Annotated in this window: 20 protein-coding genes; 9 read left to right on the forward strand and 11 right to left on the reverse strand. The window is 62.5% G+C overall.

The window, feature by feature from the left end:
• Window positions 1-116: 116 nt before the first annotated feature.
• The 3 genes from Q5H89_RS14310 to Q5H89_RS14320 form a co-directional block, all read right to left on the reverse strand.
• A complete protein-coding gene (locus Q5H89_RS14310; RefSeq protein ID WP_151089188.1) occupies window positions 117-491 on the reverse strand; it encodes an STAS domain-containing protein in 375 nt (124 codons plus the stop codon).
• A gap of 116 nt (window positions 492-607) precedes the next feature.
• Window positions 608-1453 carry a DUF4198 domain-containing protein gene (locus tag Q5H89_RS14315; protein WP_305020014.1) on the reverse strand — a complete coding sequence of 282 codons (846 nt, stop codon included), beginning with the start codon at window positions 1451-1453 and terminating at the stop codon, window positions 608-610.
• Between the two features lie 144 nt (window positions 1454-1597).
• Window positions 1598-3436, reverse strand: coding sequence for a glycosyltransferase (locus tag Q5H89_RS14320; protein WP_305020015.1), 1839 nt, complete (start codon window positions 3434-3436; stop codon window positions 1598-1600).
• Between the two features lie 148 nt (window positions 3437-3584).
• Between Q5H89_RS14320 and Q5H89_RS14325 the strand changes: the two genes are divergently transcribed.
• Window positions 3585-4214 carry a nitroreductase family protein gene (locus tag Q5H89_RS14325; RefSeq protein WP_305020021.1) on the forward strand — a complete coding sequence of 210 codons (630 nt, stop codon included), beginning with the start codon at window positions 3585-3587 and terminating at the stop codon, window positions 4212-4214.
• A gap of 109 nt (window positions 4215-4323) precedes the next feature.
• On the opposite strand, the gene Q5H89_RS14330 is transcribed toward Q5H89_RS14325, so the two are convergent.
• Window positions 4324-6228, reverse strand: a complete 1905-nt coding sequence (locus tag Q5H89_RS14330; protein WP_305020022.1) for an alpha-amylase family glycosyl hydrolase — start codon at window positions 6226-6228, stop codon at window positions 4324-4326.
• 219 nt (window positions 6229-6447) lie between these two features.
• Window positions 6448-9711 carry a lamin tail domain-containing protein gene (locus Q5H89_RS14335; protein ID WP_305020023.1) on the reverse strand — a complete coding sequence of 1088 codons (3264 nt, stop codon included), beginning with the start codon at window positions 9709-9711 and terminating at the stop codon, window positions 6448-6450.
• A 324-nt stretch (window positions 9712-10035) separates the two neighbouring features.
• On the opposite strand from Q5H89_RS14335, the gene Q5H89_RS14340 reads away from it, so the two are divergent.
• From Q5H89_RS14340 to Q5H89_RS14370, 7 genes are all read left to right on the forward strand, one after another.
• Window positions 10036-10449, forward strand: coding sequence for a DUF6960 family protein (locus tag Q5H89_RS14340; protein WP_305020024.1), 414 nt, complete (start codon window positions 10036-10038; stop codon window positions 10447-10449).
• Window positions 10450-10532: 83 nt separating this feature from the next.
• On the forward strand, window positions 10533-11396 hold the full coding sequence (locus Q5H89_RS14345; RefSeq protein ID WP_305020025.1) for an urease accessory protein UreD: 864 nt from the start codon (window positions 10533-10535) through the stop codon (window positions 11394-11396).
• Window positions 11397-11551: 155 nt separating this feature from the next.
• Window positions 11552-12382 (forward strand): phosphatase PAP2 family protein, encoded by an 831-nt coding sequence (locus tag Q5H89_RS14350; protein WP_305020026.1) that lies wholly within the window; start codon window positions 11552-11554, stop codon window positions 12380-12382.
• Window positions 12383-12538: 156 nt separating this feature from the next.
• The gene (locus Q5H89_RS14355; RefSeq protein WP_305020027.1) at window positions 12539-13429 is read left to right on the forward strand and encodes a hypothetical protein; all 891 of its coding nucleotides are present in this window, start codon (window positions 12539-12541) and stop codon (window positions 13427-13429) included.
• A 106-nt stretch (window positions 13430-13535) separates the two neighbouring features.
• Window positions 13536-14294, forward strand: coding sequence for a helix-turn-helix domain-containing protein (locus tag Q5H89_RS14360; protein ID WP_305020028.1), 759 nt, complete (start codon window positions 13536-13538; stop codon window positions 14292-14294).
• Between the two features lie 31 nt (window positions 14295-14325).
• The gene (locus Q5H89_RS14365; protein WP_305020029.1) at window positions 14326-15507 is read left to right on the forward strand and encodes an FAD-dependent oxidoreductase; all 1182 of its coding nucleotides are present in this window, start codon (window positions 14326-14328) and stop codon (window positions 15505-15507) included.
• A 41-nt stretch (window positions 15508-15548) separates the two neighbouring features.
• Complete coding sequence (locus Q5H89_RS14370) at window positions 15549-16214, forward strand: hypothetical protein (protein ID WP_305020030.1); 666 nt, start codon at window positions 15549-15551, stop codon at window positions 16212-16214.
• 67 nt (window positions 16215-16281) lie between these two features.
• On the opposite strand, the gene Q5H89_RS14375 is transcribed toward Q5H89_RS14370, so the two are convergent.
• The 5 genes from Q5H89_RS14375 to Q5H89_RS14395 form a co-directional block, all read right to left on the reverse strand.
• Window positions 16282-17751, reverse strand: a complete 1470-nt coding sequence (locus tag Q5H89_RS14375; protein ID WP_305020031.1) for a glutamate synthase subunit beta — start codon at window positions 17749-17751, stop codon at window positions 16282-16284.
• Between the two features lie 110 nt (window positions 17752-17861).
• Window positions 17862-18203: a hypothetical protein gene (locus Q5H89_RS14380; RefSeq protein ID WP_305020032.1), complete on the reverse strand. Its 342-nt coding sequence runs from the start codon at window positions 18201-18203 to the stop codon at window positions 17862-17864.
• Between the two features lie 104 nt (window positions 18204-18307).
• The gene (gltB, locus tag Q5H89_RS14385) at window positions 18308-22810 is read right to left on the reverse strand and encodes a glutamate synthase large subunit (RefSeq protein WP_305020033.1); all 4503 of its coding nucleotides are present in this window, start codon (window positions 22808-22810) and stop codon (window positions 18308-18310) included.
• Window positions 22811-23113: 303 nt separating this feature from the next.
• The gene (gene ureG / locus Q5H89_RS14390) at window positions 23114-23866 is read right to left on the reverse strand and encodes an urease accessory protein UreG (RefSeq protein ID WP_305020034.1); all 753 of its coding nucleotides are present in this window, start codon (window positions 23864-23866) and stop codon (window positions 23114-23116) included.
• 6 nt (window positions 23867-23872) lie between these two features.
• Window positions 23873-24541, reverse strand: a complete 669-nt coding sequence (locus Q5H89_RS14395; protein WP_305020035.1) for an urease accessory protein UreF — start codon at window positions 24539-24541, stop codon at window positions 23873-23875.
• Window positions 24542-24601: 60 nt separating this feature from the next.
• Between Q5H89_RS14395 and Q5H89_RS14400 the strand changes: the two genes are divergently transcribed.
• Window positions 24602-25009 (forward strand): endonuclease domain-containing protein, encoded by a 408-nt coding sequence (locus tag Q5H89_RS14400; RefSeq protein ID WP_305020036.1) that lies wholly within the window; start codon window positions 24602-24604, stop codon window positions 25007-25009.
• Window positions 25010-25145: 136 nt separating this feature from the next.
• Here Q5H89_RS14400 and ureC read toward each other — a convergent pair whose 3' ends face one another.
• Window positions 25146-26867 (reverse strand): urease subunit alpha, encoded by a 1722-nt coding sequence (ureC, locus tag Q5H89_RS14405; protein ID WP_305020037.1) that lies wholly within the window; start codon window positions 26865-26867, stop codon window positions 25146-25148.
• Window positions 26868-26887: the final 20 nt, after the last annotated feature.

A 26887-nucleotide genomic window follows, 5' to 3' on the forward strand; every position in this document is an offset into this window, starting at 1 on the left:
CAGACCGGGTAAAAAAGCCGTAGCCGCTAGCCGGGGCGCGGGCGCTCGTAGAACCTACGAGCAGCGCACGCCAGGCTAGCGGCTATGTGCCGAATGAAGGCAGCCGCTAAAAAAATCTACTCCTTGTCCGTCAGGTCGCGCTCGATGGCGTGCAAAAAGATGCGGTCGATGCCTTCCTCCACGGTGGGCAGGATGTGCAGCACCGACTCCAGCTTGCTGATGGTGATGAGCTTCAACACGTGGTCTTGCAGGCCGGTGAGCACCAGCAGGCCGCCGGTCGAGTTGCACAGGCGGTTCGCAATCAGGATGCTGCTGAGGCCCGACGAGTCGGTGTATTTTACGTTTTGTAGGTCGAGTATCAGGTTGTTACTGCCTTCCGCGTTGAGCTTTACAAACTCCGATTTGAGGTCAGGCGCAACGGTTGTATCGAGCTTTTTTTCATCAATGGTGATGACGGTGTAGCTCTCTTTTTTATCAATGGAGTACTTCATAAAACCGCGGCGGGAGAATGAGATTTGTGTGCAGAGAAGCGAAGGTAGGAAGAAAAAGGAAAATGCGAAACCAGACCGTTACGAAGGGCCAGGGCTAACTAATTGGGGCGGTGCGGCTAGTAGGCTTTAGCGGGGGCTGCGGGCCCGCCAAACGTAAGCGAAGCCCACGTGCTAAGCCAGTCGGCGCGCGCGGCCAGGGCCGCAGGCGCATTTTCGATGCGCACAGTAGCAAGCAGGTAGGGCCCCGGCCCCGGCACCCGCAACAGCAGCCGGCCCTGGGCATTGGTATGCGTAGTGAAGTGAGTAACCGGCAAGGCCGCGGTTGGTTTGGCTGCCGGGGGGCTGGCCTGCCACACCTGCACCAGCGCGCCCGGCACGGGCTGGCCTTGGCGTAGCACCCGTACGGTAAGGGCCGCGCCGGGCCGCAGGCGGTAGGGGTTTTGCTCGGGCACCAGCTCTAGCGGCAGGCCTAGCACGCGCCCGAAAGCCGTATCGGCCATGGCTGGCGGCAGGTGCGGCCCCAGGGTGGCCAGCACCAGCGACTTGGCACAGCGGCGATAGGCTTCGCGGCCGGGCTTGGTGGCGGCCTCGCCGGCTTCCTGGCGTTGGCGTAGCGCTTCGCCCAGGCCTTCCTCGCGCAGGTAGGCGGTGAAGGCCTGGGCGGGCAGTTCAATGGAAGCAAGCTGGCTCGTGAGGGCTAGCAGGTGCGTGCCAGGCGTGGCGCACCGCAGCGTGGGGGCCAGCGAATCGGTGAGCAGGGCGGGGCGCAGGTCGGTAGAGTCGGCGGTGGCGCCAGGGCCGAAACAGACGAAGCGCCGCACCCGGCGCGTGGGGCGCGCCCAGGGCTGGCCACCGAAGTTTTCGCCCACCAGCAGGGCTAGCGGCACGGGCGCGCCTACCGCCACCCGAAAGCTGGCCGGCTGCAGCCAGAACTCGTGAGCCAGCCCGGCGGTGGTAAGCAAGAGGAGAGGTATGAGGCGGCGCATGAGTCATTTTTGACCCAGCGTTGAAGAAGGGAAGAGGCGTCTCACGAAGTAGCAGAACGCTGAGAAACCTCTTTTCTCTTCTTCCACGCTGAGCCAAATAATCAGCTAAACTGACGTGCGCTACTGCCGCTCCAGGGCCAGCGCGTAGGCGCGGTCGTAGTACACACGCAGGTTTTTCCAGTCGAATATATCGGCCGAGCTTTCCACGCGGTTGCGCTGGCTGATGCGGTCGCGGCGGTTGAGCAGCACGAAGTTCCAGAGCATCTCGGTCAATTCCTCGGCGGCCTGGTCGAAGCTGCGCTCTTGGCGGCGCACCACAAAAATGCCTTTTTCCTCGTGCTCAGGCACGTTTTTCTGCACGTAGTCGCCAAAGCCCGAGAGGTCGCTCGTCACGGCCGGCACGCCGCGGGCCACGCACTCGAGCGGGGTGTAGCCCCAGGGCTCGTAATAGCTCGGGAACACGCCCAGGTGGCAGCCGCGCACAAACTGCCCGTAGTCCATGCCAAACAGGGGCGAGGTAGTGCTCACAAAATCAGGGTGGTACACGATTTTTACCCGGTCGTGCTGATTATTCACCAGATTGGCGCGGCGCACGAAATTCAGAATATCGTCGTCTTGGTCGTTTACCAGGTTATGGGTAATGACGGAAGGCAGGGCCGAGGTTTTCCAGCTTTGCAGGCCGCGGCGGTAGCGCAGCTTCCAGTAGTCGTCCACCATGCTGTCGAGGTCGGGCAGGCGGTGGTCCTGGCTGGCGGCGGCGGCGTAGAAGAGGCGCTCGCCCACCTGCTCCTCAATGGCGCGGCAGGTTTGGCGCACTTCTTCGAGCTGGGCGCGGCTTTGCAGTACTAGGGGGTTGATGCTGGTATAAGGCCGCTTGGTGATGAAAAACATCACTACCTGGCCTTCCAGCCCACTTTGCTGCAGGCGGTGGTTGAGGCGGGCCAGCGCCTCCAGGGTCAGGTCAAAACCCTTATTGTGGTACTCGTAGCGGCCCGAGGTGAAGAGGTAAATCGTCTGGTCGAGGTCGAAGGCGTAGCTCTGAAAAAAGTGCGCCATCACAAACTCGTGGATTTTATCCTTGTAGAGCTTGTGCAGGTTCTGGAACTCGTGCAGGGCCACGAAGCGCTCAATGTTGAGGCCGTTGGGCAGCACCGCATCGGGTATTCTATCCAATAGATAGATGCACTCGCGCACCGTCAGCTCGCTCACCGTGGTGAAGACGTGGCTGCCGTGGGCGGCGGCGCGCTCCATGCTCACGGCCGGCTCGATGTTGAAGTGCCGCGCCTGGGCGCGCCAGTCTACGAGCATCAGATTGTCGTAGAAATTGGGGTCGTTCATGGCCAGGTAGCGGCCTAGCAGCGTGGCGTGCGTGGTAAAGAGCAGGTGCACCGGCACCTGGCGGCGGCGCAGCTCCGGAATGGCCACGCCCGTCATCCACTCGTGGAAGTGGGTAATGACTTTCCACTGGTTTACCGTTTGGCGGGCCACCATTTCCACAAACTGAGTAGCCAGGTGGCCGAAGGCAATAACCTGGTGCAGCAGGTCGTCGTTGTCGGGCGCGGGTATTTTATGGTCGCGCCAGAGGTCGCTTTTCAGCGTAGCCAGCTCGTTGTATTTCTGAAACGGATTGATGAGCACCGTGCGGGGCCGGCCCGTTACGAGCCACACGCCCAGGCAAATATCCATGCCCTGCTCGCGCAGCGCCCGCACAGCCGTGGCGTAGGGGTCGTTCATGCCGGCCAGCTGGTCGTCGTCGTAGGCCTCAAACTCGCCCTGCGCCTGCTGCGGAAAGTAAGGCCCTAGCAAGCAGTAGCGCCCGCCCCAGGCCGGCATGGTGGCCGGCACCTTCGAGCGGATAACGGTGTAGATGCCCCCCACCTGGTTACATACTTCCCAGGCTACTTCTATTAATAACGAATCGGGGAACAGAGCTTCGGGCGCGTGAGGCTGCGGCTGCATAACGAGAGTGAAAGGGGCGGGGAATAGAGAGCGGCAAGGTAAGCCAAGCCACTGCGTACTTCCTACGCTAAAAAACGGTGGGCAGCGGTGCCGGGCGAAAACATAACGCCCGGCCAGTGGCTTTAAAGCCGTCAAAACCCTCTTTTTCATGTCCGACCTCACCAACGTCCTCCCAGCCGAGCACCCCATTCTGCCCCAGCTTACCCAGCGCCGCAGCCCCCGCGCCTACACCAGCCAGCCCGTGGCGGCCGAGGTGCTCCAGCAGCTCTTTACGGCCGCCGGCTCGGCTGCCTCGTGCTTTGGCGAGCAGCCCTGGCGCTTTGTGGTGGGCAGCCAGGTCACCAGCCCCGAGGTGTTCCAGAAAATTCTGGGTACCCTAGCCGAGTTCAATCAAGGCTGGGCTAAAAATGCCTCGGCTATTGCGCTGGCGGTAGCCAAAACCACGTTTTCGCACGATAGCAACCCCAACGCTTGGGCCAAGCACGACGTGGGCCAGGCCGTGGCCACCCTCGCCATTCAGGGCGTAGAGCTAGGGGTGCAGATTCACCAAATGGCCGGTTTCTCGCAAGATGCGGCCCGGGCTGCTTTCCAGATTCCGGCCGACTATGAGCTGGTGTCGGTGTTCACCATCGGCTACCCCGGCAGCCCCGACACCCTGCCCGACCCACTGAAGGCACGCGAAGCTGCCCCCCGCAGCCGCAAGCCGCTGGGCGAAATCATGTTTGAGGGCGGCTGGCCCACCGTGGCCGGCGAGCGCTACGACCAGGCCCCCGTTTAAGCCAAGTCCGCGCAAGCTAGCGGCGTAAAAAAGAGGTGGCGCAAGGTATCCAAACTGGACCTTGCGCCACCTCTTTTTTACGCCGCTAGCTTGCGCGGGCTAGTACCGGCTAGCGAGAAAGTATCACCGCTGCATACGGCCCCAAGTCAAAGCTGGCGTGCTGCGGATAGCCATCGTAGTCGCCGGCCTCGGTGGCCGTGCCATAGCAAGGAAAATCCGCGAAAGCCTCGTCGTAGCCGTGCCAGTCAGAGTTGAAGCGCACCGTCCAGTCGCCACCTGCCGGCAGGCCCAGGGTGTAGCCCTGGCGCGCCTGGTTGGCAAAATTGACGATAACCACCGTCGCATTTTCGGGGGCGCCGTCCCAGCGGGCAAAGGCCAGCACCTTGTCGTCGTTGTTGACGTGGAAGACGTGGCAGCCCTGGCCGCGCAGGCCGGGCGTCACGCCGCGCAGGTCGCGCCGCAGGGCTATCAGGTCGCGGTAGAGCTGGGTGAGGCCAGCGTGGGCCTCAGCCCAGTCCCAATTCAGCGGCTCGGTATCGTTAAAGGAGCCGGGCGCCAGAAACTCCTGGCCCTGAAACAGCATCGGGATGCCGGGCGCCGTGAGTGTAAGCGCGGCCCCTAGCACCATGCGCTTCTTGGCAAAGTAGTTTTCGACATCGCCCCCGCCAATCTCTTCGGGCAGGCGGCTTTTGCCGTTGGCCACTTCGTCGTGGCTTTCGGTGTAGATAACGCGCTGGAAGGCATCGCCATTATAGGCCGTACACACGGCCCGGCCCACGGCGTGCATGTCGCGGTCGCGGTCTTCCATGGTAGTCAGCGCCTCGTGCAGGGGGTAAATAAAGGAGGCCGACCACTGGGCCGAGAAGCCCTCACCGCCCTGCTCGGTCGTGCCCGTAATGGCGGGGTTCGAGCGCAGGTCTTCGGCAATGGTGATTTTCCAGGGCTGGCGGTTGTGGATTTCCTCGTTCACCCAGCGCATCAGGCTCCAGCCGTCGGGCAGGTCGGCGCCGGGGTCTTCCTCGCCGTGCACGTTGCGGATGAAGGCAATGGCATCCATGCGCAGGCCATCGCAGTGGTAGTCTTCGAGCCACATCAGGGCATTGTCCAGGATGTAGCGGCGCACTTCGGGGCGGCCGTAGTCGGGGCGGTTGTGGCCCCAGGGCGTTTCGGCGCGCCAGTCGTTGTAGAAGTAAATGCCGCCGCCGTCGTTTTCCTGCCAGCCATCGAACTGCCACAGGTCGAGGTCGCCCGGGCCGAAGTGGTTGTACACCACGTCTAGAATCACGGCAATGCCGTGCTGGTGGGCAGCCTTCACCAGCTCGCGAAACGCCTCAGCCCCGCCGTAGTCGCTTTCGAGCGCAAATGGGTTGGACGGGTTGTAGCCCCACGAATACGCCCCCGGAAACTCGGTGGCCGGCATAATTTCGATGCAGTTCACGCCCAGCCCCTGCAGGTAGCCCAGCCGCTCAATCACATCGCGAAACGTGCCGGGGTGGCCGGCTTCCTTCACGTTGAAGGTGCCGATGTGCAGCTCATAGATAATGAGGTCATTCCAGGCCGGCATCTGAAAATTATCGCCTTCCCAATCAAAATCATAGGGGTCGAACACCAGCGAGTGGCCGGCCGAGTTGGTGACGGCGCGGGCGTAGGGGTCGTTGCGGGTAAGCTCGCCGGCGGGCGTGGTAAGGGCAAACTTGTAGCCGTCGCCGGCTTTTACGCCGGGCAGGTCAGCGGCCCAGTTGCCGCCTTCTTCGGCGTGCAGGGGGCTGGCATTTTTGTCCCAGTTATTGAAGGTGCCGATAACCGACACGGCGCTGGCGGCCGGTGCCCACACCCGAAAGGTGGTGCCCTGGGCGTGGGGCAGCGCCCCGAAGCCATCGCGCACGGGCGCGGCACCGGCGGGCTTGGTAGGGGGGGCATCGGCTGCGGCCGAAGCACCCGAAGCGGTTTTGGGAGTGGCTGAAGAAGCTTTTTTAGTAGCAGACTTAGCGTGGGGAAGGGTAGGTATAGACATAAAAAAAAGCCGCCGCGCGGGCTCTTACTGATGAGCCTCATTGGCGCGGCAAGCAACTAGACCCGCTTTTACGGCGCTAACCCAATTAGGATATCAGCGGGCGCTAACCCGGCTGGCAAAAGCCGGGCTGGTGCCCGCCGATAAGACAATGGCTCCCGCGGGTTTGCCGCGGGAGCCATTGCCATACCAGCTAAATTTCAGGGCTTAACGTTAGGGGGGCTATTCTTTCGCAAAGCGCTGCACTACCCGTTCGGTTGGGGTGCGCAGCTCCAGAAAATACATGCCCGCCGGCAGCCCGGCCACCCCTACCGTAGCTGGTCCGCTAGGCACTGTGCCACTCAGCAAAGCCTGGCCCAGCACCGAGCGCACCGTATAGGCCGTGGGCAGCATAGCCTGGAAATGCAGGTAGTCGTGGGCGGGGTTGGGGGCTAGCAGCAGGCCATCGGGCGCGCTGCCCGCCACCACGGCCACGGGCGAGTAGGCCGCGGTGCCATCGGCATCGACCAGCCGCAGGCGGTAGTAGAGCGGCCCGGCGGGTGCCCCTTCGTCGCGGCGGGCGTAGGTGTGGGCGATGGCCGAAGTGCCCTGGGCGGGCACGGTGGCCAGCAGGGCAAACGTGTGCCCATCGGGGCTGCGCTCCAGCTCGAAGCGGGCGCTGTTTACTTCCGAGGCGGTAACCCAGGCCAGGGCCACCGGGCCACCCGGCTGCCGGGCGGCCGTGAAGGCGGCCAGCTGCACGGGCAGCGGGTTGGGAGTGGCGGCCGGGTCGGTGCTGCCCAGCGCGAAGTCAGAGAACGACAAGATGTTATCCGAGGTAACGGTGCCCGCGCTGGCTGTGCCCGCGTAGCCCCGGCGGCCGGCGTTGGCCCAGGGCTGGGTGGCATCGGCGCGCTTGGCCACTGCCAGCGAGGTGGCAGCGGGCGTGCTTACCCCATCATCGGCCCCGTAGCTCAGGGTTACGGTGCCCGCGAAGCCTAGCGGCTGGGTCACTACCGGCATGGCATCGGGGCTGAATGGCGTGAGGGTAAAGTAGCGCGCCCGGCTCACGCGGGTGAGGCTGGTGCCGCTCGGGTCGGGGCTAGCCAGGGTGCGGGCGGCGTTGCCCTCAAACTGCTCGGCCCGGTACACAGTAGTGCTTGTTTGGGTACTGATGGTGAGGGTAAGCGGGCGGTAGGCCGCGCCCTTGCCCACCGGAAACACAAAAGCCGTAGCGCTCGAAACCGGCCCGATGGGCCGCCGCACGGGGCCATTCACAAAGCTGGCATCGGTGCCGCCCTGCACCGTGGCCGTGGCCGCGAGCGTGAGGGGGCTAGCCGCATCGGTAGTGAGTAGGCCGCTGGTGAGCACCAGGGTGTTGCCCACGGCAACGGGCGTGCGCAGGGTGGCACCCGCGGGGTTGGCTATTTCCAGTTGCACGGCCGCGCTCAAATAGGAGTCGGTACCTGCGCCGGGGTCGGACAAGGCAGTGCCGGTAATGAGCTGCGGCGCAGTGCCTTGTAGTATCAGGCGGGCCGTAGTGCCCGTGTTGTTGGGGGCAAACCGGAAATTGCCCGTGTTTTGCAGGTTGCCGCGCAGCACAATGTTGGCGAGCAGCGCGGCTGCGAACGCCACGTTATTCTCAATAGTGAGCGAGCCATTAATGGTGAGCGGCGAATTGCCGCTGGTGGTGTAGGAGCTGACCCCGGCATTGGTGCTGCCGCGCTGGAAGATAAGGTTGCCGTAGGTGCGGCCCGCCGTGATGGTGGTGTAGCTGGCTTGAGGCACCCGGTAGTAGAAATTACCAGTCTCAGTGCCTGACCCGGCTGATAGGTTCTCAACCAGCGATGCCACGCTACGCACCGTTTGGTGGCGGTAGCTACCACCATTCAGCAGAAAAACGGTTGGGTTGGTGCCCGCCACTTCCAGCACGGCATTGCTCATGCCGGCCGGCGCACCCGAGGCATTGGTGAAAAAAGCCCGGTTGCCCACGTATAGCGCCGTGTCGCCGCTCAGGCTGCGCGTCAGGGTCAGGGCCGGGCTGTCGCCGGTGGTGGCGGGCAGCAGGTTGGTGTTTGGAATGCTGAGCAGGATGGAGTCTCCACCCAAAGGCCGCAGGCGCAGCGAGGCCACCGTGGCGGCTGCCGTGCCAGGGCTATTTCCGAGCACCACGGTGTACTTGCCCCCCACGTAGCGGTGGTCGAGCACCACATCGTCGCCGGGGCCGGGCGTGGTGCCACCCTCCCAGTTGGCCGCGTCAAACCACGAGGTAGTGCTGGCGGCGCCCGTCCAGCGCCTGGGTGCCAGGGGGGCTACCACCGCCCCGCTCACGGCCACGCTGGTGGTAGTGGGGCCATTGGTGTTGGCTATGCTGCCCGCCAGGGCGCCCACGGCCAGGCCGCTTGCCACCCGCACGTATACCGGCGTGGGCGCCAGGGTTGCACTGCCGCTCAGGGCCAAGCTGGCCGTGGCGCCGTAGCTGAGGCCATTGAGCGATACCTCAAAGCTGGCATTCGAGGGCTTGATGAGCAAGGTAGTGCCATCGAGCGAGCTGCCGCTGACCTGGTACGATTGGGCGGCCGACGCCGCGCCTTGCGTAGCCACCAGGCCCGTGAGCGTGGCGGGGCTAGCCGTGATAACCGGCACGGTAACGGTGAAGTCGGTGGCCGAAGCAGCCGTGCCGGTAGCCGTAGTCACGGCTACCGGGCCACTGGTAGCGCTGCCCGGTACCACAGCCGTGAGCGTAGTGGGGCTCACAAAAGTCACCACCGTAGCCGCCGTGCCATTGAAGGTCACCGCCGTGCTGCTCGTAAAGCCCGTGCCGCTGATGCTGACGCTAGCCCCCACCGGCCCGCTCGCAGGCGTGAAGCCGGTGATGGTAGGCGCCGGCCCGTTGCAGAGGTTGCCGGCTGCCCCGGCGTTGCGCGGGGCGGGCGCGCCCGTCACGAAGTCCGTCGCGTTGTTGCCGACATCGGTGCAGCCGCCCAGCACCCGGAATAAGGCCGTGGTGGCCGAAGGCGCCGGGGCCGCGCCGCTGCCTTTGTAGGTAGCAGCCGTGCTGCCATACCCCACGCGGTCGGCCAGGGCCCCGGCGGCCAGCAAATCGAGCCGGCCGGCGGTCGCACTCATCGCAATGCTGGTAATAGTCTGGTCGGCCCTGGGTAGGTCGGCGCCGTTTGTGCCGCCCGCCAGCTGCACCAGGTAGTAGCCGCCGGCGGGTACCACGGCCGTAGCCAGGGCGTAGGTGGTGCCGGTTGCGGCCGTAGAGCTAGCCGTGAAGTAAGCCAGCGAGTAGCTCCCGAGCGATACCGGGCCGGCGCTTCGGTTGAACAGCTCGACATAGTCGTATTTGAGCGGCGCACCACTGTTGCCGCCGCCGCCATAAAGCTGGCTGATAACCAGCGGGCTAGCCTGCCCCCAGCCCAGCAGGGGCAGCAATAGGAGCAAAGCGGCGCCCCCCAGCCGGCGCCCGGCGCTAAGAAGCAGTTGCGTAAGTTTTTCGTCCATAGATTTTTAAGGAATACATGTTTATATGTAAAAGAAAAAAGTAATGCTACTTAGCTGTAAAGCTAAATAAAATATGCTAATAATATAAAAAACAACCTAAAGTATACCAGTTATTTAGGGGTTGAGCGGGGCAGCGGGCCGCAACTGCCGGGGCCCGGCCTGGCTGTTGCGCCCGGTGCGGCGCTTCGAAATACTGGCAAGCGGCACTTGGGCGGGCGGGCCAAGTTTTCGGCCCCAGCCGGCCGTTTCTGCCCGGGCGGCGGCAACCTTGGCCGTAGGTTTGGGGTTTTACCGTGGCGGCGGCTGCCGCTAACCTGCCCCTTTATGCCCCGTCCGCGTCCCGTTATTTTTGGTTTGTATGCTTGGTCGCCCGAGTATGGCTACCGCTACCTGCACCCCGCCAACCGGCGCTCGTTTGAGATACTGGAGCCGGTGGGCAAAGTCTTTGAGAAAGTGAGCGACCTCGACGATGACAGCGAGTGGATAACCCTGCGCTACGACGAGCAGCAGTTTCTGGTGCGCGGCGAGCTGTTTAAAGAACTCTACAACAAGCCTTCCTTCGGCTTTGGCGACCTGGTGGAGGAGGTACGGCCCGTGCCTGGCCAGCCCGCCCACCGGGGCCTGATTTCCGATATCTTCTGGAGCGAAAGCCAGGACCGCGCCACCTTTCAACTGGTAGAGCGCAAGCGCAAACTGGCCCGCCTCTTTGCCCCCGACGAGCTGCGCAAGGTCGACTAACCCCTGGCTGGCCAGGTAGGGCTAGCTGGCGGCTGCGCACCTTTACGTAGGTGCCAACCTGGCGGCGGGCGTTACTTTGCCCCATGCCCGAAACCGACCCCGCGTGGAGCGAGCTGGCCGTGGCCCAGGTGCGGCAGCAGTCGCGGCTGGTGGCTAGCCACAGTGTTCAGCCCCTCAAAATCATCAACCCTACGGCGCCGGCTAGCCCCGCCTGCCACGCCGTGCTGGCCAGCTACGGCGGCGGCCTGGTGGCCGGCGACAGCATTCGGCTGCGGGTGCGCTGCGAAGCGGGCAGCCGCCTGCTGCTTACTACCCAGGCCAATACCCGCATCTTCAAGTCGATAGATGGTAGCCGGGCCGAGCAGCTTACCGAAGGTCACGTGGCCGGCCAGGCCCTGGCCGTGGTGCTGCCCGACCCGCTGGTGCCCCAGGCCGCCAGCCGCTACCACCAGGCGCAGCACTGGCACCTGGCCGAAAGCGCTACCCTGCTGCTGGCCGACTGGTGGCACGCCGGCCGCACCGACCTGGGCGAAAAGTTTGCCTTCACTTCGTTTGCCACCGAGCTGCGCGTGAGCGTGGCGGGCCGGCTAGCCCTGCTCGACCGCTTTGCCCTGCAGCCCGCCGGGCATCTGGCTGCTTCGCAGGCCACGTTTGGGCCGTATCAATCGGCGCTGTCGCTTTACCTCGTGGGGCCGCCGGGCGGCGTGCCGTATCAGCGCCTGGCGGCGGCGCTGCGCCAATTACCGCCGCCCGGCCAAACCGAGCTGCACGCCAGCCTGGCCGGGCGCCCGCACGTGGTAGCCGTGACGCAGGCGCGCCCCCATGTGCTGCTGGTGCGAGCCCTGGGCATGTCGCGGCTCGCCCTGGAGCCCGTGTACCAGGCCGTAGCGGCGGCGCTGGCGGGGGAGGAGCTGCTGGGTTTCAACCCGCTGGCGCGTAAGTATTAGGGGTAGGCTCGGCGCATCTTTGGGCAGTAGGTGCGGGCGTACTGACTGGGCGAGAATCTGAAGAAAAGTAGCTGAAATTCTGTAGGTTTATTAAAGCGGCTTGGGGCTTAACCTTGGCCCTAGTCCCTGCGTTTGAGCAGCTTTCTTCCAGCTCTATGAAGCAGTTTTTCGCCCCGATTTTAGCTAGCTCGCTCAGCCTAGTGGCGGCTTGTCCGGCCGCCGCGCAGCAGGCGCCGTCGCCCTACCAAACTCGCTTTGCCGTGGAGGCGCCCGTTATAGTGGCCGAGGGTGCCGTTAGCGGCTTTGGCATCTACCGCTCGATGCAGCGCGATGGCTTGACCGACGCCGAGCTGGCGGCGCTCAACAAGGATAATATTCCGTCCTTCGACCGCTTTTCGGCCGGGTATTATAGCAAAAATTTCCAGACGGCCGGCGACCTGTTGTGCTACCCCACGCTGGTTATCGCGCCCGGTTTGCTAGCCCTCAACCCCGCCGCCCGTGGCCGCTACGGGCAAGTGGTAGTGCTCTACATCGAAACCATTGCGGCGGCCGATGCCTTTTTCACCACGGCCATTGGCAATATTCCGCGCTACCGGCCTTACCTCTACGGCTCCGAGGGCGGCGACCTGCGCAACGGCCACATTGCCACCAACTCGTTTTTTGCCGGCCACACGGCGCACACGGCGGCCGCTACCTTCTTCGCGGCCAAGGTGTTTCACGACTTCAACCCCAACTCGCGCGCCCAGCCCTACGTGTGGACGGCGGCCGCCCTGCTGCCGGCCGTGGTGGCCTACACCCGCATCGAGGCCGGCAAGCATTTTCTCTCCGACAACCTTGTGGGCTACGCCGTGGGCGCTACTATGGGCGTGGTGGTGCCGCAGCTGCATAAGGCAGCCGGCCGCCGCGGCCTCTCGCTGGTGCCGCTGCAAGGCGTGAATGTGAATGGCTACTCGTACAGCGGCCTGCTGCTGCGCAAGCAGCTGTAGCAGGGGCTAGCCCGCCACAACCGCAGCAAATCGGCTAATTATGGCGGCTGGTCGGCAAGGTGCTCGGCGCGGCCGATTGTGGGCAGGGCAAGTAGGCGCCGGCCAGCATTTTGTGCCGCTAGCCGCTCACTGCCAGGCTGGCCGTTTTGTAGCCTCATGCTTCGCAAAGAGTTTATCCGTCGCATTGCCCTGGGTTCGGCCGTGGCGCCGCTGTTGCTGCAGCAGCTGGGTTGTTCTTCCGAAAGCGGCCAGTCGGCCGCCACTGGCTCGGCCCCGGCCGATAGTGCCCGCCTAGCGGGGCGCCCAGGCCCGCCGCCCGGTGGGCCCGGCGGGCCGCCCCCTCCCGGTGGGCCCCCGCCCGGTTGGCAGGGCGGCCCGCCGCCCCCTCCGCCGCACCACGCCAGCAAGCCAGGCCCGGTGGGCCACGCGGCCGATGGCAGCACCTGCCTCGCTACCCCCGAGCTGACGGGCGGCCCGTACCCTTACGACCTAAGCGGCCAGGGCGCCATGACGCGCCGCGTTATCCACGAAAGCCGGCCCGGCCTGCCGTTCCAGTTCACCTTTACCCTCGTCAATACCCGGCAGGGCTGCGCGGCCATCCCGGATGCCCGCATCGATGTGTGGCACTGCGATGCCGATGGCTATTACTCCGAATACAAAGAGCTTGGCTATCTCGGCACGCGCGATTTTACCAGCCAGACGTTTTGCCGCGGCATTCAGCGCACCGATGCCCACGGCCAGGCCACGTTCGAGAGCATTTATCCCGGCTGGTACGAGGGGCGCATCACGCACGTGCATTTTGAGGTGTATATCGGCAAGCAGAAAGTGCTCACCAGCCAGCTAGCCCTTCCCGACGGTATAAATGCCGCCGTATATGCCCAGGCACCTTACAGTAAGCACGGTACGAACACTTCCGTTCGGCGCAACGCGGCCGATATGGTTTTCAGCGAAACGCCCACTACGCTGGCTCAGGCGCTCTTTCACGTAGTGCCCAATGCGGCCACGGGCGGCTACACGGGCTCGTACACGATTGGGCTGCCGGGGTGAGTAGTGCAGAAGCCGCCAGCCCGCCCGCCAGCATCTTGCGTCTGCGAGCGAGCGCCTCTACTTGCGCCCTGCGTTCGCTTGTAGAGTTCGCGCCACTCCTAGTACTATGGCTTTTCAAGACCTCGTATTTCAAACCCAGGCCCCGCCTCCGGCCCTGGCCGAGTACGTCGAGAGCTTCTGGCAGCTCGCCAATCCCTCCGGTGTGGCGCAGCCCGTCGTTATCGTGCCCGATGGCCGGGTCGATACTTTCTTTACCTACTCGGCCACCGAGCCCTACAACGTGCTGCTGCTAGGCCTCGATACCCAGCCCGAAGCCCAGGTTATTCTGCCCCACACCAGCACCTTCGCCATTGGCTGGAAGCTGCTCGCGGCCGATTATGTCCTGCCAGTTCGGCTGGCCGACTTGCCGCAGCATGCCTGCTACCTACCCCCTGACTACCTGGGCATGAGCGCCGCTGACCTGACCGACTTCGCAGGCTTTTGCGCGAAAGCAGCCGCGCAAATCCAGCAGCTGCTGCCGGCCGAAGTTGATAGCCGCAAGCGCAAGCTTTTCAACCTCCTTTACGCCACCAGCGGCACCCGCACCGTCGAGGCCTACGCCGACGCGGCCGCCTGGAGCAGCCGCCAAATCAACCGGTATTTTCAGCAGCAGTTCGGCCTGTCACTCAAAGCCTACTGCAATATTCTCCGGTTTCGGGCCGCTTTGCCTGACCTCAAATCAGGCAAGCTTTTTCCCGAGGCGCACTTCGCCGACCAGGCGCATTTCATCCGCGAAATCAAGAAATACGCCGGCGTGGCGCCCAAAGAATTAGTCCGCAACCAAGACGACCGATTTATACAATTATCCGCGTTGCCAAAAAAATAATTTTGTGCTGAATCTCCACCACTATTCAGCCATGCTACTTCAGGATAAGAAAATTGCCATCATCGGCGGCGGCCCCGGCGGCCTCACCCTAGCCCGCCTGCTCCAGCAAAGCGGCGCCACCGTGCAGGTATACGAGCGCGACCTCAATCGCCACGAGCGCGTGCAGGGCGGCACCCTCGACCTGCACCACGAATCGGGCCTGGCCGCCCTGCGCGCCGCCGGCCTGCTCGATGCTTTTAAAAAGCACTACCGCCCCGGTGCCGACCACCTGCGCATCACCGACCAGCACGCCACTATCGTGCTCGACGAACACGCCGAAACCCAAAACGCCACCTTCGGCGACGAGCATTTTCGCCCCGAAATCGACCGCGGCCCGCTACGCGACCTGCTGCTCGATTCCCTGCAGCCCGGCACCGTGGTTTGGGACAGCCACCTGCTAGCAGTAATGCCGCACGGCACCAGTTGGCAGCTAGCTTTCGCCAACGGCACCACTGCCCTGGCCGATATCCTCATCGGGGCCGACGGGGCCAATTCCAAAATTCGCCCCCTAGTGACGCCCATCCGGCCGTTCTACTCGGGCGTTATGGTAGTAGAAGGCGCCGTATACGACGCGGCCCAGCACGCGCCCCGCGTGAGCCAGCTGCTGCAAGGCGGCAAAATCTTCGCCCTAGGCGACGAAAAAACGCTGGTAGTAAGCGCCAAAGGCGACAATAGCCTGAACTTCTACCTCGGCTTCAAAGCCCCCGAAACCTGGCCCCAGGCCAGCGGCCTCGATTTCCAGCACGCGGCCCAGTTACAAGCGTGGTTCCGGCAGGAGTCTGCCGGGTGGGCTAGCCTCTGGGAAGAGCTGTTTGCCGCTGTGCCCGCTGCCTGCATGCCCCGCCCGCAATACTGCATGCCGCTCACCCAAACCTGGCCCGCCCAACCCAATAGCACCTTGCTCGGCGACGCCGCCCACCTCATGCCGCCCTATGCCGGCGAAGGCGTAAACATGGCCATGCTCGACGCCCTGGAGCTAAGCAACTGCCTGACCAGCGCGCAGTTTCCCAACCTGCAAGCCGCCATTGCCCACTACGAACAGCACATGCGGCAGCGCGCCTCCGCCGTAGCCCAGGATACGATGGAGCAAACGGCCGCTTTGCACGCGCCGGAGGGGCTAGCGCATTTGGTGGGGCTGTTTTGTGGGGTAGGGCTGGGTAAGGAAACAATTTAATCTCTACTACTGAGCGTTAGTAACAGTAGCCTGCGCTATATTTGAAAAGCTCTAAACTTATTTTATACAAAGCAAATGTGGTTGCTAAGTGGAATCGGCGTAAATTGAATGAACGGAACAGATGGTATAAAATTTTAAAAATACATAAGATGTCAGTATTCGATTTTTTTGCTAAAAAAGATAACGCCAAGAGAGAAGAAGGGAAGCTAGATGTGCTTAAGCCTCAAATATGTGCTGAGCTTATTGACGATGCAATTATTGAAGAACTGAGTAAAGTAAACTGGTCGCAATTCCATACTGCTTATGGAAATGCAGAAAATTCTGTTCCTTATTACCTCAAAAATATTTTTTGTGCTAATGAAGATGTGGCTTTAGAAGCAACTCATCAACTTTGGTGTTCTATATGCCACCAAGGAGTAAATATGGCAGATGCTGCCCTACCTTCATATGAAATACTCAAGACTAGCCTTGTGAAGCTGAGTGATAAGATAAGAGCAGAAGTACTTGATATATTCGCAGCCTTTGCTTTGTGCACAAGTAAAGAATATTTTACTGTTCCTAATGAGTTAGTAGAATGGGAGAAAGAGATTCAGCAAAAGCTTTTGAGAGATAAGAGTCTTTTTCGTTCTTTTGAGCAAGTGAACAACGAGTATATAGCTAATACGGCAAAGTTGATTTGCAGCTACTTAGAAAATCAAAAAGATTAAGATAAAAGAAGAAGCCCTGGACGCAACGGCTTCCAAGGCTTCTTTTTTACCTCAATTCCCAAACCCCTTACCCAAACATCCCCACCGCGTTCTTGCTCGGCAGGCTGGTCTTACCCATCAAATACATATCAATTTGCCGGGCCGCTTCGCGGCCTTCTGAGATGGCCCACACGACCAGCGACTGGCCGCGGCGCATGTCGCCGGCCACGAATACGCCGGGCATGTTGGTGTGGTAGGTGGTTTCGGGGGCGTGCACGTTGCCGCGCTCATCCAGATTTACGCCTAGCTGGCCGAGCAGGCCCGCGTTGGCCGGGCCGGTGAAGCCGAGGGCTAGTAGTACCAACTGGCACGGGATTTCGCGGTCGGAACCGGGTATTTCCTCGAAGCGGATGCGGCGGCCCAGGTCGTCGGTTTCCCAGGTTACGTCGCTCACGAGCAGGGCACGCACTTCCCCATTTTCGTTGCCGAGGTAGGCTTTTGTGTTCACGCCCCAGTAGCGCTGGCAGCCCTCTTCGTGCGAGCTGCTGGTGCGAAACACAGTGGGGTAGAGCGGCCAGGGCGTATGGGCCGGGCGCTCTTCGCCAGGCTGGTGCATCATGGCAAACTGCGCTACTGACTTGGCCTGCTGGCGGTTGGCGGTGCCTACACAGTCGGAGCCCGTGTCGCCGCTGCCAATCACCACCACGTCGAGACCATCGGCCAGAATGTGCTCGCTGTCCACGGGCGTGTCGCTCACGCGGCGGTTTTGCTGCGTGAGGTATTCCATGGCGTAGTGAATGCCTTTTAGCTCGCGGCCGGGCAGGCTAAGCTCGCGCGGGGCCGAGGCGCCGCCCGCCAGCACCACCGCGTCGAAGGCTAGCCGCAGCTCGTCGGCCGAGAGGTCGCGGCCGATTTCGGTGTTGCAGCGGAAGGTCACGCCGGTTTCTTCGAGCAGCTTGATGCGGCGCTCAATCACCCATTTTTCGAGCTTGAAATCGGGCACACCGTAGCGCAGCAGTCCGCCGGGATGCGGGTCGCGCTCGAACACCGTGACGGTGTGGCCGGCCTTGGTGAGCTGCGCCGCCACCGCTAGCCCCGCCGGGCCCGAGCCTACCACGGCCACCTGCTTGCCGGTTTTCAGCACCGGCGCGGTGGGCTGCACGTAGCCTTTCTGGAAGGCAATTTCGATGATGTGCTTCTCGATTTCCTCAATGGCCACCGGCGCGCTGTGGATGCTCAGCACGCACGCCGACTCGCACGGCGCCGGGCAGATGCGGCCGGTAAACTCCGGGAAATTATTGGTCGACGAGAGGATATCGTAGGCCTCGCGCCAGTCCTGCCGGTATACCGCCTCGTTGAATTCGGGGATGATATTGCCCAGCGGGCAGCCTGAGTGACAGAAGGGTACGCCGCAGTTCATGCAGCGGGCCGATTGCTTGTGCAGCTCCGGCTCGGGGTAGAGGCCGATAAATTCCTGGTAGTGCGCCACGCGCTCGGTCGGGGCCGCTTTGGGCGGCGCGGTGCGCGGGTATTCTTTGAAGCCGGTGATGTTGCCCATGTGTGCAGCCCCACCCCCCGGCCCCCTCCCCTGCGGGGGAGGGGGAGCCTGGGCGAGTTTGGGATTTGTTTTAAGTTTGAAACTTGATACTAGGTGCTTGTATTTGAGTGCTATATGAGTACAAACATCTTAGCTCCTTTTAAAGCCGACGCGGGTAGGAGGTAAGATTTCGTATCTCTGGAATAGCTCGTTCCATTAGAGTTACCTCGCACTACCTTAAGGTAGCGAGGGTATGGATATGGGTACTGCTGCACAAGAACGATGGTGTTTCCTGCCTGCAAGCGACGGCCTTTACCACTCAAAGTATCACGTAATTGCCGATAAAATATAGCCTTATTTGCTAAGAAAAAGCCATGTGGGTTAATAGAGCTTTGTAGTGGGATTTGAGAAGCTGATTGTGCTAGCGCAACAGCAGATGTTACAAGCATCAATTGAATTAGTAAAGCTTTCATAAAAGTGAATTAGTAAAGCTTTCATAAAAGGTAAATAAGCCAAAATACAAACTGCGCCGCAGTGGCTCCCCCTCCCCCGCAGGGGAGGGGGCCGGGGGGTGGGGCTACCGCGCCACCGCCTTCTCCAGCACCCGCTTGTACTCCAGCGGGAATACCTTCACAAACCGCCCCGCTTCTTCCTCCCAGTTGCCCAGCAGGAAGTTAGCCAAGTGGCTGCCCGTCAGCTCGTGGTGTTGCTTCAGCAGCGTTTGAATCTCAGTTTCGTCGGTTTCGGTCAGGCCTTCGAGGGCCACCATGTCGGGGTTGCAGTTAGTCGGGAACTGGCCGCTAGGGTCATAAATCCAGGCTAGCCCGCCGCTCATGCCAGCGGCGAAGTTGCGGCCCGTGCCGCCCAGCACCAGTACGCGTCCTCCCGTCATGTACTCGCAGCCGTGGTCGCCTACCCCCTCGACTACCGCCGTAGCGCCCGAGTTGCGGACTGCGAAGCGCTCGCCGGCCTTACCGCGCACGTAGAGTTCGCCCGAAGTCGCGCCGTAGAGCGCTACGTTGCCAATGAGGATGTTATTCTCGGGGGTGAAGGTGCTGGTGGCGGGCGGGAAGATGGCTAGCCGCGCGCCGCTCAGGCCCTTGCCCACGTAGTCATTGGCTTCGCCTTCAAGCTTGAAGGTGAGGCCGCTAGCCGAGAACGCGCCGAAGCTCTGCCCGGCCGAGCCGGTGAACTTGTAGCGAATGGTATCGGCGGGCAGGCCGGTCGAGTGGTAGCGCTTGGCAATCTCATTCGAGAGCAGCGTGCCAATGGTGCGGTCGGTATTCTTCACGTCGAATTCGGCCGTTACGGCTTCCTGACGCTCCAGCGCGGGCTGAGCGTGTTCCAATAGCTGCCAGTCAAGCACTTCGGCGATGCCGTGGTCCTGGCTTTCGCTGTTATATAAGGTGCCGCCCGAGATATTTGGGGCGGGCGTCAGCACCGCATCGAGGTCGATGAGCTTGGCCTTCCAGTGGCCAGCCTCGGGATTCACTTTCAGGAATTCGCTGCGGCCCACCATCTCATTAATGGTGCGGAAGCCCAGCTCGGCCATGATTTCGCGCAGCTCTTCGGCCAGGAAGTGGAAGAGGTTGACGATGTGCTCGGCCTTGCCGCTGAACAGCTTACGCAATTCAGGGTCTTGGGTAGCGACGCCCACCGGGCAGGTATTGAGGTGGCACTTGCGCATCATGATGCAGCCGCCCGCGATGAGTGCGGCCGTGGCTACGCCAAACTCTTCGGCCCCTAGCAGAGCGGCCACGGCGAGGTCGCGGCCGGTTTTCATCTGGCCATCGGCTTGCAGCACCACGCGGCTACGGAGCTGGCTACGGAGCAGCGTTTGCTGCGCCTCGGCTAGGCCTAGCTCCCAGGGCAGGCCGGCGTGGCGGATACTGCTGAGCGGCGAGGCGCCCGTGCCACCGTCGTAGCCCGAGATGAGAATCACGTCGGCGTGCGCCTTGGCTACGCCCGCCGCGATGGTCCCCACGCCCGCCTTGCTCACCAGCTTCACGTTGATGCGGGCGGCGCGGTTGGCGTTTTTGAGGTCGAAAATGAGCTGCGCTAGGTCCTCGATGGAGTAGATGTCGTGGTGCGGCGGCGGCGAAATCAAGCCCACGCCGGGCGTGGCGTGGCGCACCTTGGCAATCCAGTCATCTACCTTGTGGCCAGGGAGTTGGCCGCCTTCGCCGGGCTTTGCGCCCTGGGCCATCTTGATTTGCAACTCGTCGGCGTTGGTGAGATAGTGCGCCGTGACGCCGAAGCGGGCCGAGGCAATCTGCTTGATGGCCGAGCGCATCGAATCACCGTTCTCCAGGTGCTCGTAGCGGAGCGGGTCTTCGCCGCCCTCGCCGGTGTTGCTTTTGCCGCCAATGCGGTTCATTGCAATGGCCAGGGTACTGTGCGCCTCGTGCGAAATCGAGCCAAACGACATGGCGCCGGTGGCAAAGCGCTTCATGATATTCTCGGCCGGCTCTACTTCTTCGAGCCCGATGCTGGGCCGGTGCCTGGCAAAGCCCAGCAGCCCCCGGATGGTAAAGAGTTGGTTCGGGTGCTCGTTGAGCAGCTGCGCGTACTTCTTGTACGTCTGGTAGTTGCCGGTGCGGGTGGCGTGTTGCAGCAGGTGCACCGTTTCGGGGTTGAACATGTGGGCCTCGCCCTGGCGGCGCCACTGGTACACGCCGCCCGCGTCGAGCAGCTCGGGGCCCACGGTGCTTTCCTGCTTGTAGCCCTGGTGGTGCTTGTAGAGCGTTTCCTTGGCAATTTCATCCAGCCCCAGGCCCTGAATGCGCGTCACGGCGCCGGTGAAATACTGGTCCACCACAGCCTGGTTAAGGCCCAGAATCTCAAACACCTGCGCACCGTGGTAGCTCTGCAAGGTCGAAATTCCCATCTTCGAGAAGATTTTGAGCAGGCCATCGCACACCGCCTTTATGTAGTTGGCGGCCAGCTTCTCGTAGGGCAAATTGACCCCTAGCAGCCCGGCCGCGTGGCGCGTCTGAATGGTGGCCAGGGCCAGGTACGGGTTCACGGCCGTGGCCCCAAACGAGAGCAGGCAGGCAAAATGGTGCACTTCCCACACGTCGCCGGCCTCCACCACCAGCCCCACCGAGCCGCGCATCCCCTTCTTAATCAGGTGGTGATGCACGGCCGACACCGCCAGCAGCGACGGAATAGGGGCGTGCTCCGAGTCCATGGCGCGGTCCGACAGAATCAGCACTTCGAAGCTGTCGTTCACCGCGTCTTCGGCGTAGCGGCACAGGCGCTCCACGCCGCGCTGCAAGGCGCCGGGCTTGCCATCGGCCTTGAAATACGTTTGCAACGTCTTGGCCTGAAATGAGCCGGTGTCGATACTGCGGAGCTTTTCCAGCTCGCGGTTGCTGAGGATGGGCTGCCTAGCGGCCACGCAGTGGCAGTGGCGCGGGTCCTCATCCAGAATGTTGCCGTTGTTGCCGATAAATGTGGCCAGGCTCATCACCAGCCGCTCCCGAATGGGGTCGATGGGCGGGTTGGTGACCTGCGCAAAAAACTGCTTGAAGTAGCTGCTCAAGTGCTGCGGCTGGTCGGAGAGTACAGCCAGCGGCACATCCACGCCCATCGAGCCGATGGGCTCCTTGCCTTCCAGCGCCATCGGGGCCAAGATGGTTTCGAGGTCCTCGCGGGTGTAGCCAAAAGCCTGCTGGTACTTGAGTACTGCCTCAGCGCCGAGGTCGGTGAAGGTGAGGCGGGGCTCGGCCAGGTCTTCGAGCCGAATCTGGTAATTATCCAGCCACTGGCCATAGGGCTGTTGGCCCGCAGCTTGCGCCTTAATCTCACGGTCGGTGAGGATGCGGCCGGCCTTAGTATCCACCACGAACATCTTGCCGGGCTGCAAGCGGCCCTTCTTGATGATAGTTTCGGGGGCTAGCGGCAGCACGCCGGCCTCGGAGGCCACCAGCACGCGGCCATCGTTGGTGATGGCGTAGCGCAGTGGCCGCAACCCATTGCGGTCGAGCATGGCGCCCACTAGGGTGCCATCGGTGAAGTTGAGGGCGGCTGGGCCGTCCCAGGGCGCCATAAACGTGGCGTGAAACTCGTAGAACGCCTTTTTGAGCGGGTCCATCTGCTCGTTGCCGTCCCAGGCTTCGGGCACCAGCATCATCAGCACGTGAGGCAGCGAGCGCCCGCAGTGCGTGAGCAGCTCCACAATGTTGTCGAGGCAGGCCGAGTCCGACTGCCAGGGGTCGATAACGGGCAGCAGCATTTCCATTTCCTCGGCCGAAAAGTAGGGCGAGGTGTAGGTGGGCAGGCCCGCAAAAAACCAGTTCAGGTTGCCGCGCAGCGTGTTAATCTCCCCATTATGCGCCAGGTAGCGGAAGGGCTGGGCCAGCCGCCACGAAGGCATGGTATTGGTCGAAAAGCGCGAGTGCACCAGCCCGAACGCCGATGTCACGCGCTCATCACTCAGGTCGGGATAATACATGCCGACTTGAAAAGTCGTCAGCTGGCCCTTGTATACGATGGTGCGGCACGAGAGCGAGGCAAAGTAAAAGGCCTCCATCGCCGCCGGCACTTCTTTCTGCAACGTATTGACTACCAAGCGGCGCAGGATGTATAGCTTGCGCTCAAAGTCGGCTTCCGTGCCAGCCCCGAGCGGCCGCCCCAGCACCAGCTGCTCGATTGCCGGCTCGGCCGACAACGCCGTGACGCCGATGCCCTCGGTGCGCACCGGCACCGGCCGGTACCCCAGCACCGGAATGCCCAGCCGCTGCGCTGCCCCCGCAATTACCTGCTTGCAAGCCTCGCGCAGCTTTTCCTTCTTCGGCAAAAACAGCATGCCCACGCCGTAGCCGCCCGGCTCGGGCAGCCGAATGCCGTGCTTCACGCACTCCTCCAGCAAAAACCAGTGCGGCAGCTGAATGAGCACACCCGCGCCGTCGCCCGAGTCGGAGTCGCAGCCGCAGGCGCCGCGGTGTTCCATGTTGGCGAGCATGGTGAGCGCGTCGTCCACAATCTGGTGGCTCTTGCGCCCGTCGATGTACGTAATAAAGCCCGTGCCGCAGGAGTCGTGCTCAAACTCGGGCCGGTAGAGGGTGGGCGTGGTCATAAATCAAGTAGAAATTGGGCGAGCGCGAACTTTCAGTCCGCAGCTAGGTGCATTAATTACTCGCGAACTGCAAGTCCGCGCTACTTCCGGGCCGGACACGGCTTCGCGGCGCTGGCCCCAAGCTGCTTTCTGGAAAACAGCGAGGCTAGTGCCGAAAACCGGCATCCGTAGTGGGTGGGGGAGGGGAGGGAGAGGGCAGAGGCGCGGGCTAGCAAAGCTGGCCGTTGCCGGGGCGGCTGGCGCAGTGGGTGCGCTAACCGCAGAGTAAGATACAACGCTGAAGCTCAGCGTGCGCCGGTAAGGCTAGCGGCGGTCGGCGCGCACGGCGGCCAGCGCGTGCGCTTTGGCCGCGTGGATGTGCTCGATAATGGCGGCTAAGTTATAGCCATCGGAGGCGCGGGCAAAAACAAAAGGGCCATCGCCGCGCATCCGGCGCGAGTCGCGCTCCATCACGCCCAGGTCGGCCTTGACCAGCGGTGCCAGGTCTATCTTATTGATAACGAGTAGGTCGGCCTGCGTGATACCCGGCCCGCCCTTGCGCGGCACCTTGTCGCCACCCGATACGTCGATGACGTAAATCGAGTAATCGACCAGCTCGCGGCTGAAGTGGGCGGCCAGGTTGTCGCCGCCGCTTTCCACAAACAGGTAATCAATCTGATTGTCAAACTTGTGCATGAGGCCTTCGAGGGCGTCCATGTTCAGCGAAATATCCTCGCGGATGGCGGCGTGGGGGCAGCCGCCGGTTTCGACGCCCACAATACGGTCGGCGGTGAGGGCGCTTTCGCGAATGAGAAACTCGGCATCCTCGCGGGTGAAGATGTCGTTGGTGACGACCCCTAGCCGGTAGTCGTCGCGCAGGTTTTCGCACAACGCCTTGAGCAAAGCTGTTTTACCAGTGCCCACCGGCCCGCCAATGCCCACCGTAAAGGCCCGCTTGCGGAAGTTGCGGTAGGGCGGCAGGCGCCGGGTTTCGCGCTCGGCAAAGTCGCCGGGCGACTCCAGTACCTCGTGGCTATGGCCGTGGAGCAGCAGCGCCAGTTTCTCAACGAAAGCCATAAGCGGTTAATTCTGAAAGAGACGCGAGTAAATGTCGTCGTGAAGGATTTGGGCTACTTCGAGTAATAAGGTGCAACGACTAGCCTCGGTGTAGGGCCGAATATCGGCCGAATCCAGCAGACTCTCAAAAATTTCGTAAAAATCGTGTTGTAGCCGGTGCCCCGCCATCGGCCCGATAAAGCCCAGGCGAATGGCCGCGCTCAGCTGGTCGCGCAAGGTCAGGTGCAGGTAAGTAGCCTGAATATCAGCCACTGCAAAGCCCGTTTTGCCCAAACTCAACCCGAACAGCGGCACAAAATGCGCGGGTAGCTCCTGCCGAGCCAGCTCGCGGCCCACTTCCGCTAGCCCCGCCTCGGGGTAAAAGGTGGCCAGCAGCTTGAGCCAGTTTTTGCCCTGGGTGAGGCTCGCCCGGTGCAGGGCCGGGGTGAGCAGCTGGGCGTCGTACTCCAGAAGCAGCGCTTCGAGGTCGTTGCCAGTGGCCTGCGCCGCCGCCGTGACGAAGGGAATCTCAAACCCCATCGCCTGCTGCAAAAAAGAGTAGAGGTAGGCCCGAAACTCGGTTTCAGTCGTGATAAGGCCGAACGTAAGGCTGCTTTCCAGGCCGTAGGAATAGGCGAAGGAGCCGGTGGGCAAGGCCGAATCGGCGAGGTGGAGCAGGCGGGCGAGGTGCGGCACGGGGCGAAAGTAGCTGGTTGCGGATGTAAGATTATAGTTACTGAGGTATATCTTGCCCTCATGGCAAACCTCGGCCCTAGCGATAGCTCCATTCATACCTTCACCACCGACCGGCAACGGTGGAGGAACCTGAAAGGCTTTGCCCGTGAAAATCGCCGACAGCCCACCCTAGCGGAAGCGCAGCTCTGGCAGGCACTGCGAGGTAATCAGCTAGGCCCGCGCTTCCGGCGGCAACACGCCATTACCGACTATATCGTGGATTTTGTGTGCCTGTCGGCTTGGCTTGTGGTGGAAGTTGATGGCGAAATTCACCAAGTGTCGGAAGCAGCGGAGTACGATGGCGGGCGCACGCACGCCTTGCAGGAGCTTGGTTTTTTGGTGGTGCGGTATAGTAATGAGGCGGTATTGCAGCGGCTACCGGAGGTGTTGGCGGATATTGAGCGGCATTTGAAATTGCTGTTGCCCTGACGCCTTACCTCACCCCCCCGGCCCCCTCTCCTTGGGGAGAGGGGGAGCCTGACGACTTTTCAATGTGAGCTTACATCCGCTGACGGTCGGCTCCCCCTCTCCCCAAGGAGAGGGGGCCGGGGGGTGAGGTAAGGCGTTAGAACAAATTATAGAGCTGCGCCAGCGGCAGCGTCTGCGCCGGCTCGCACGTCAGGTGCACGCCGTCCACCATCACCCGGTACGTCTCCGGGTCCACCGAAATATTGGGTAGGTAGTCGTTCAGCGCCATGTCCTTTTTGGCCACCGTGCGGCAGCCCTGCACCGCCAGCACACGCTTACTCAAGCCATATTCGGCAGAAACCTTCTCCACCGAAGCGCCCGATACAAACGCCACAGAGCACGGCCCCGTAGCCTTGCCATACGCCCCGAACATGGGCCGCGAGAACGACGGTTGCGGCGTGGGGATGGAGGCATTCGGGTCGCCCATTTGGGCCTGCACGATTACGCCGCCCTTCAGAATCATTTCCGGCCGCGAGCCGAACAAGGCCGGCTTCCAAAGTACCAAATCGGCGAGCTTGCCTATTTCAACGGAGCCGATTTCGTCGGCCATGCCGTGGGCGCGGGCGGGGTTGATGGTGTACTTGGCTACGTAGCGGCGGGCGCGGAAATTGTCGTTGGGGCGCGGGGCGCCGGCGTCTTCGGGTAGGGGACCGCGCTGCTGGCGCATCTTGTGGGCCGTTTGCCAAGTGCGGGTGATGACCTCGCCCACCCGGCCCATGGCCTGCGAGTCGCTGCTGATGATGCTCAGCGCGCCTAGGTCGTGCAGAATATCCTCGGCGGCAATGGTTTCGGGGCGGATGCGGCTCTCGGCAAAGGCCACGTCCTCGGGGATGTTCTTGTCGAGGTGGTGGCACACGAGCAGCATGTCGAGGTGCTCATCAATCGTGTTCACCGTAAACGGCCGCGTGGGGTTGGTGCTCGACGGAATGACGTTGGGCTCGCCGCAAATCTTGATGATGTCGGGCGCGTGCCCGCCGCCCGCACCCTCCGTGTGGTACGAGTGGATGGTGCGCCCCTTGAAGGCCGCCACCGAGTTTTCGACGAAGCCGCTCTCATTCAGCGTATCGGTGTGGATGCACACCTGCACGTCGTACTGGTCGGCGATAGTCAGGCAGTTATCAATCGTGGCCGGGGTGGTGCCCCAGTCTTCGTGCAGCTTAAAGCCCAGCGCCCCGGCCTCCACCTGCTCGGCCAGCCCCTCGGGCTTCGAGGAGTTACCCTTGCCCAAAAACCCGAAGTTCATGGGGAAGGCGTCGGTGGCCTTGAGCATCATTTCGATGTAAAACGCGCCCGGCGTGCAGGTGGTAGCCGTGGTGCCAGCGGCCGGACCAGTGCCGCCGCCCACCATCGTGGTCACGCCCGAGGCCAGCGCCTCGGTTATCTGCTGCGGGCAAATGAAGTGGATGTGGCAGTCGATGCCGCCCGCCGTGAGGATGTGCCCCTCGCCGGCCACCACTTCGGTGGTCACGCCCACCACCAGGCGCGGGTCCACGCCGGGCATGATGTGCGGGTTGCCCGCCTTGCCAATGCCCACGATACGCCCGCCCTTGATGCCAATATCAGCCTTGTACACGCCGGTGTAGTCGAGCACCAGCGCGTTGGTAATCAGCAGGTCGAGCGCATCGGCCTGCCCGATGCCGGCCGCCTGCCCCATGCCGTCGCGCAGAGTTTTGCCGCCGCCAAACTTGCATTCCTCGCCATACACGCAATAGTCGCGCTCGACCTCCAGCAGCAGGTCGGTATCGCCCAGGCGCACCCGGTCGCCCACGGTCGGGCCATACATAGCGGCATACGCCTGCCGGGAAAGGGGTAGGGACATAGTTGGTATCTATTTGTTGG

The organism is Hymenobacter cheonanensis, assembly GCF_030581075.1.
Lineage (GTDB): Bacteria > Bacteroidota > Bacteroidia > Cytophagales > Hymenobacteraceae > Hymenobacter.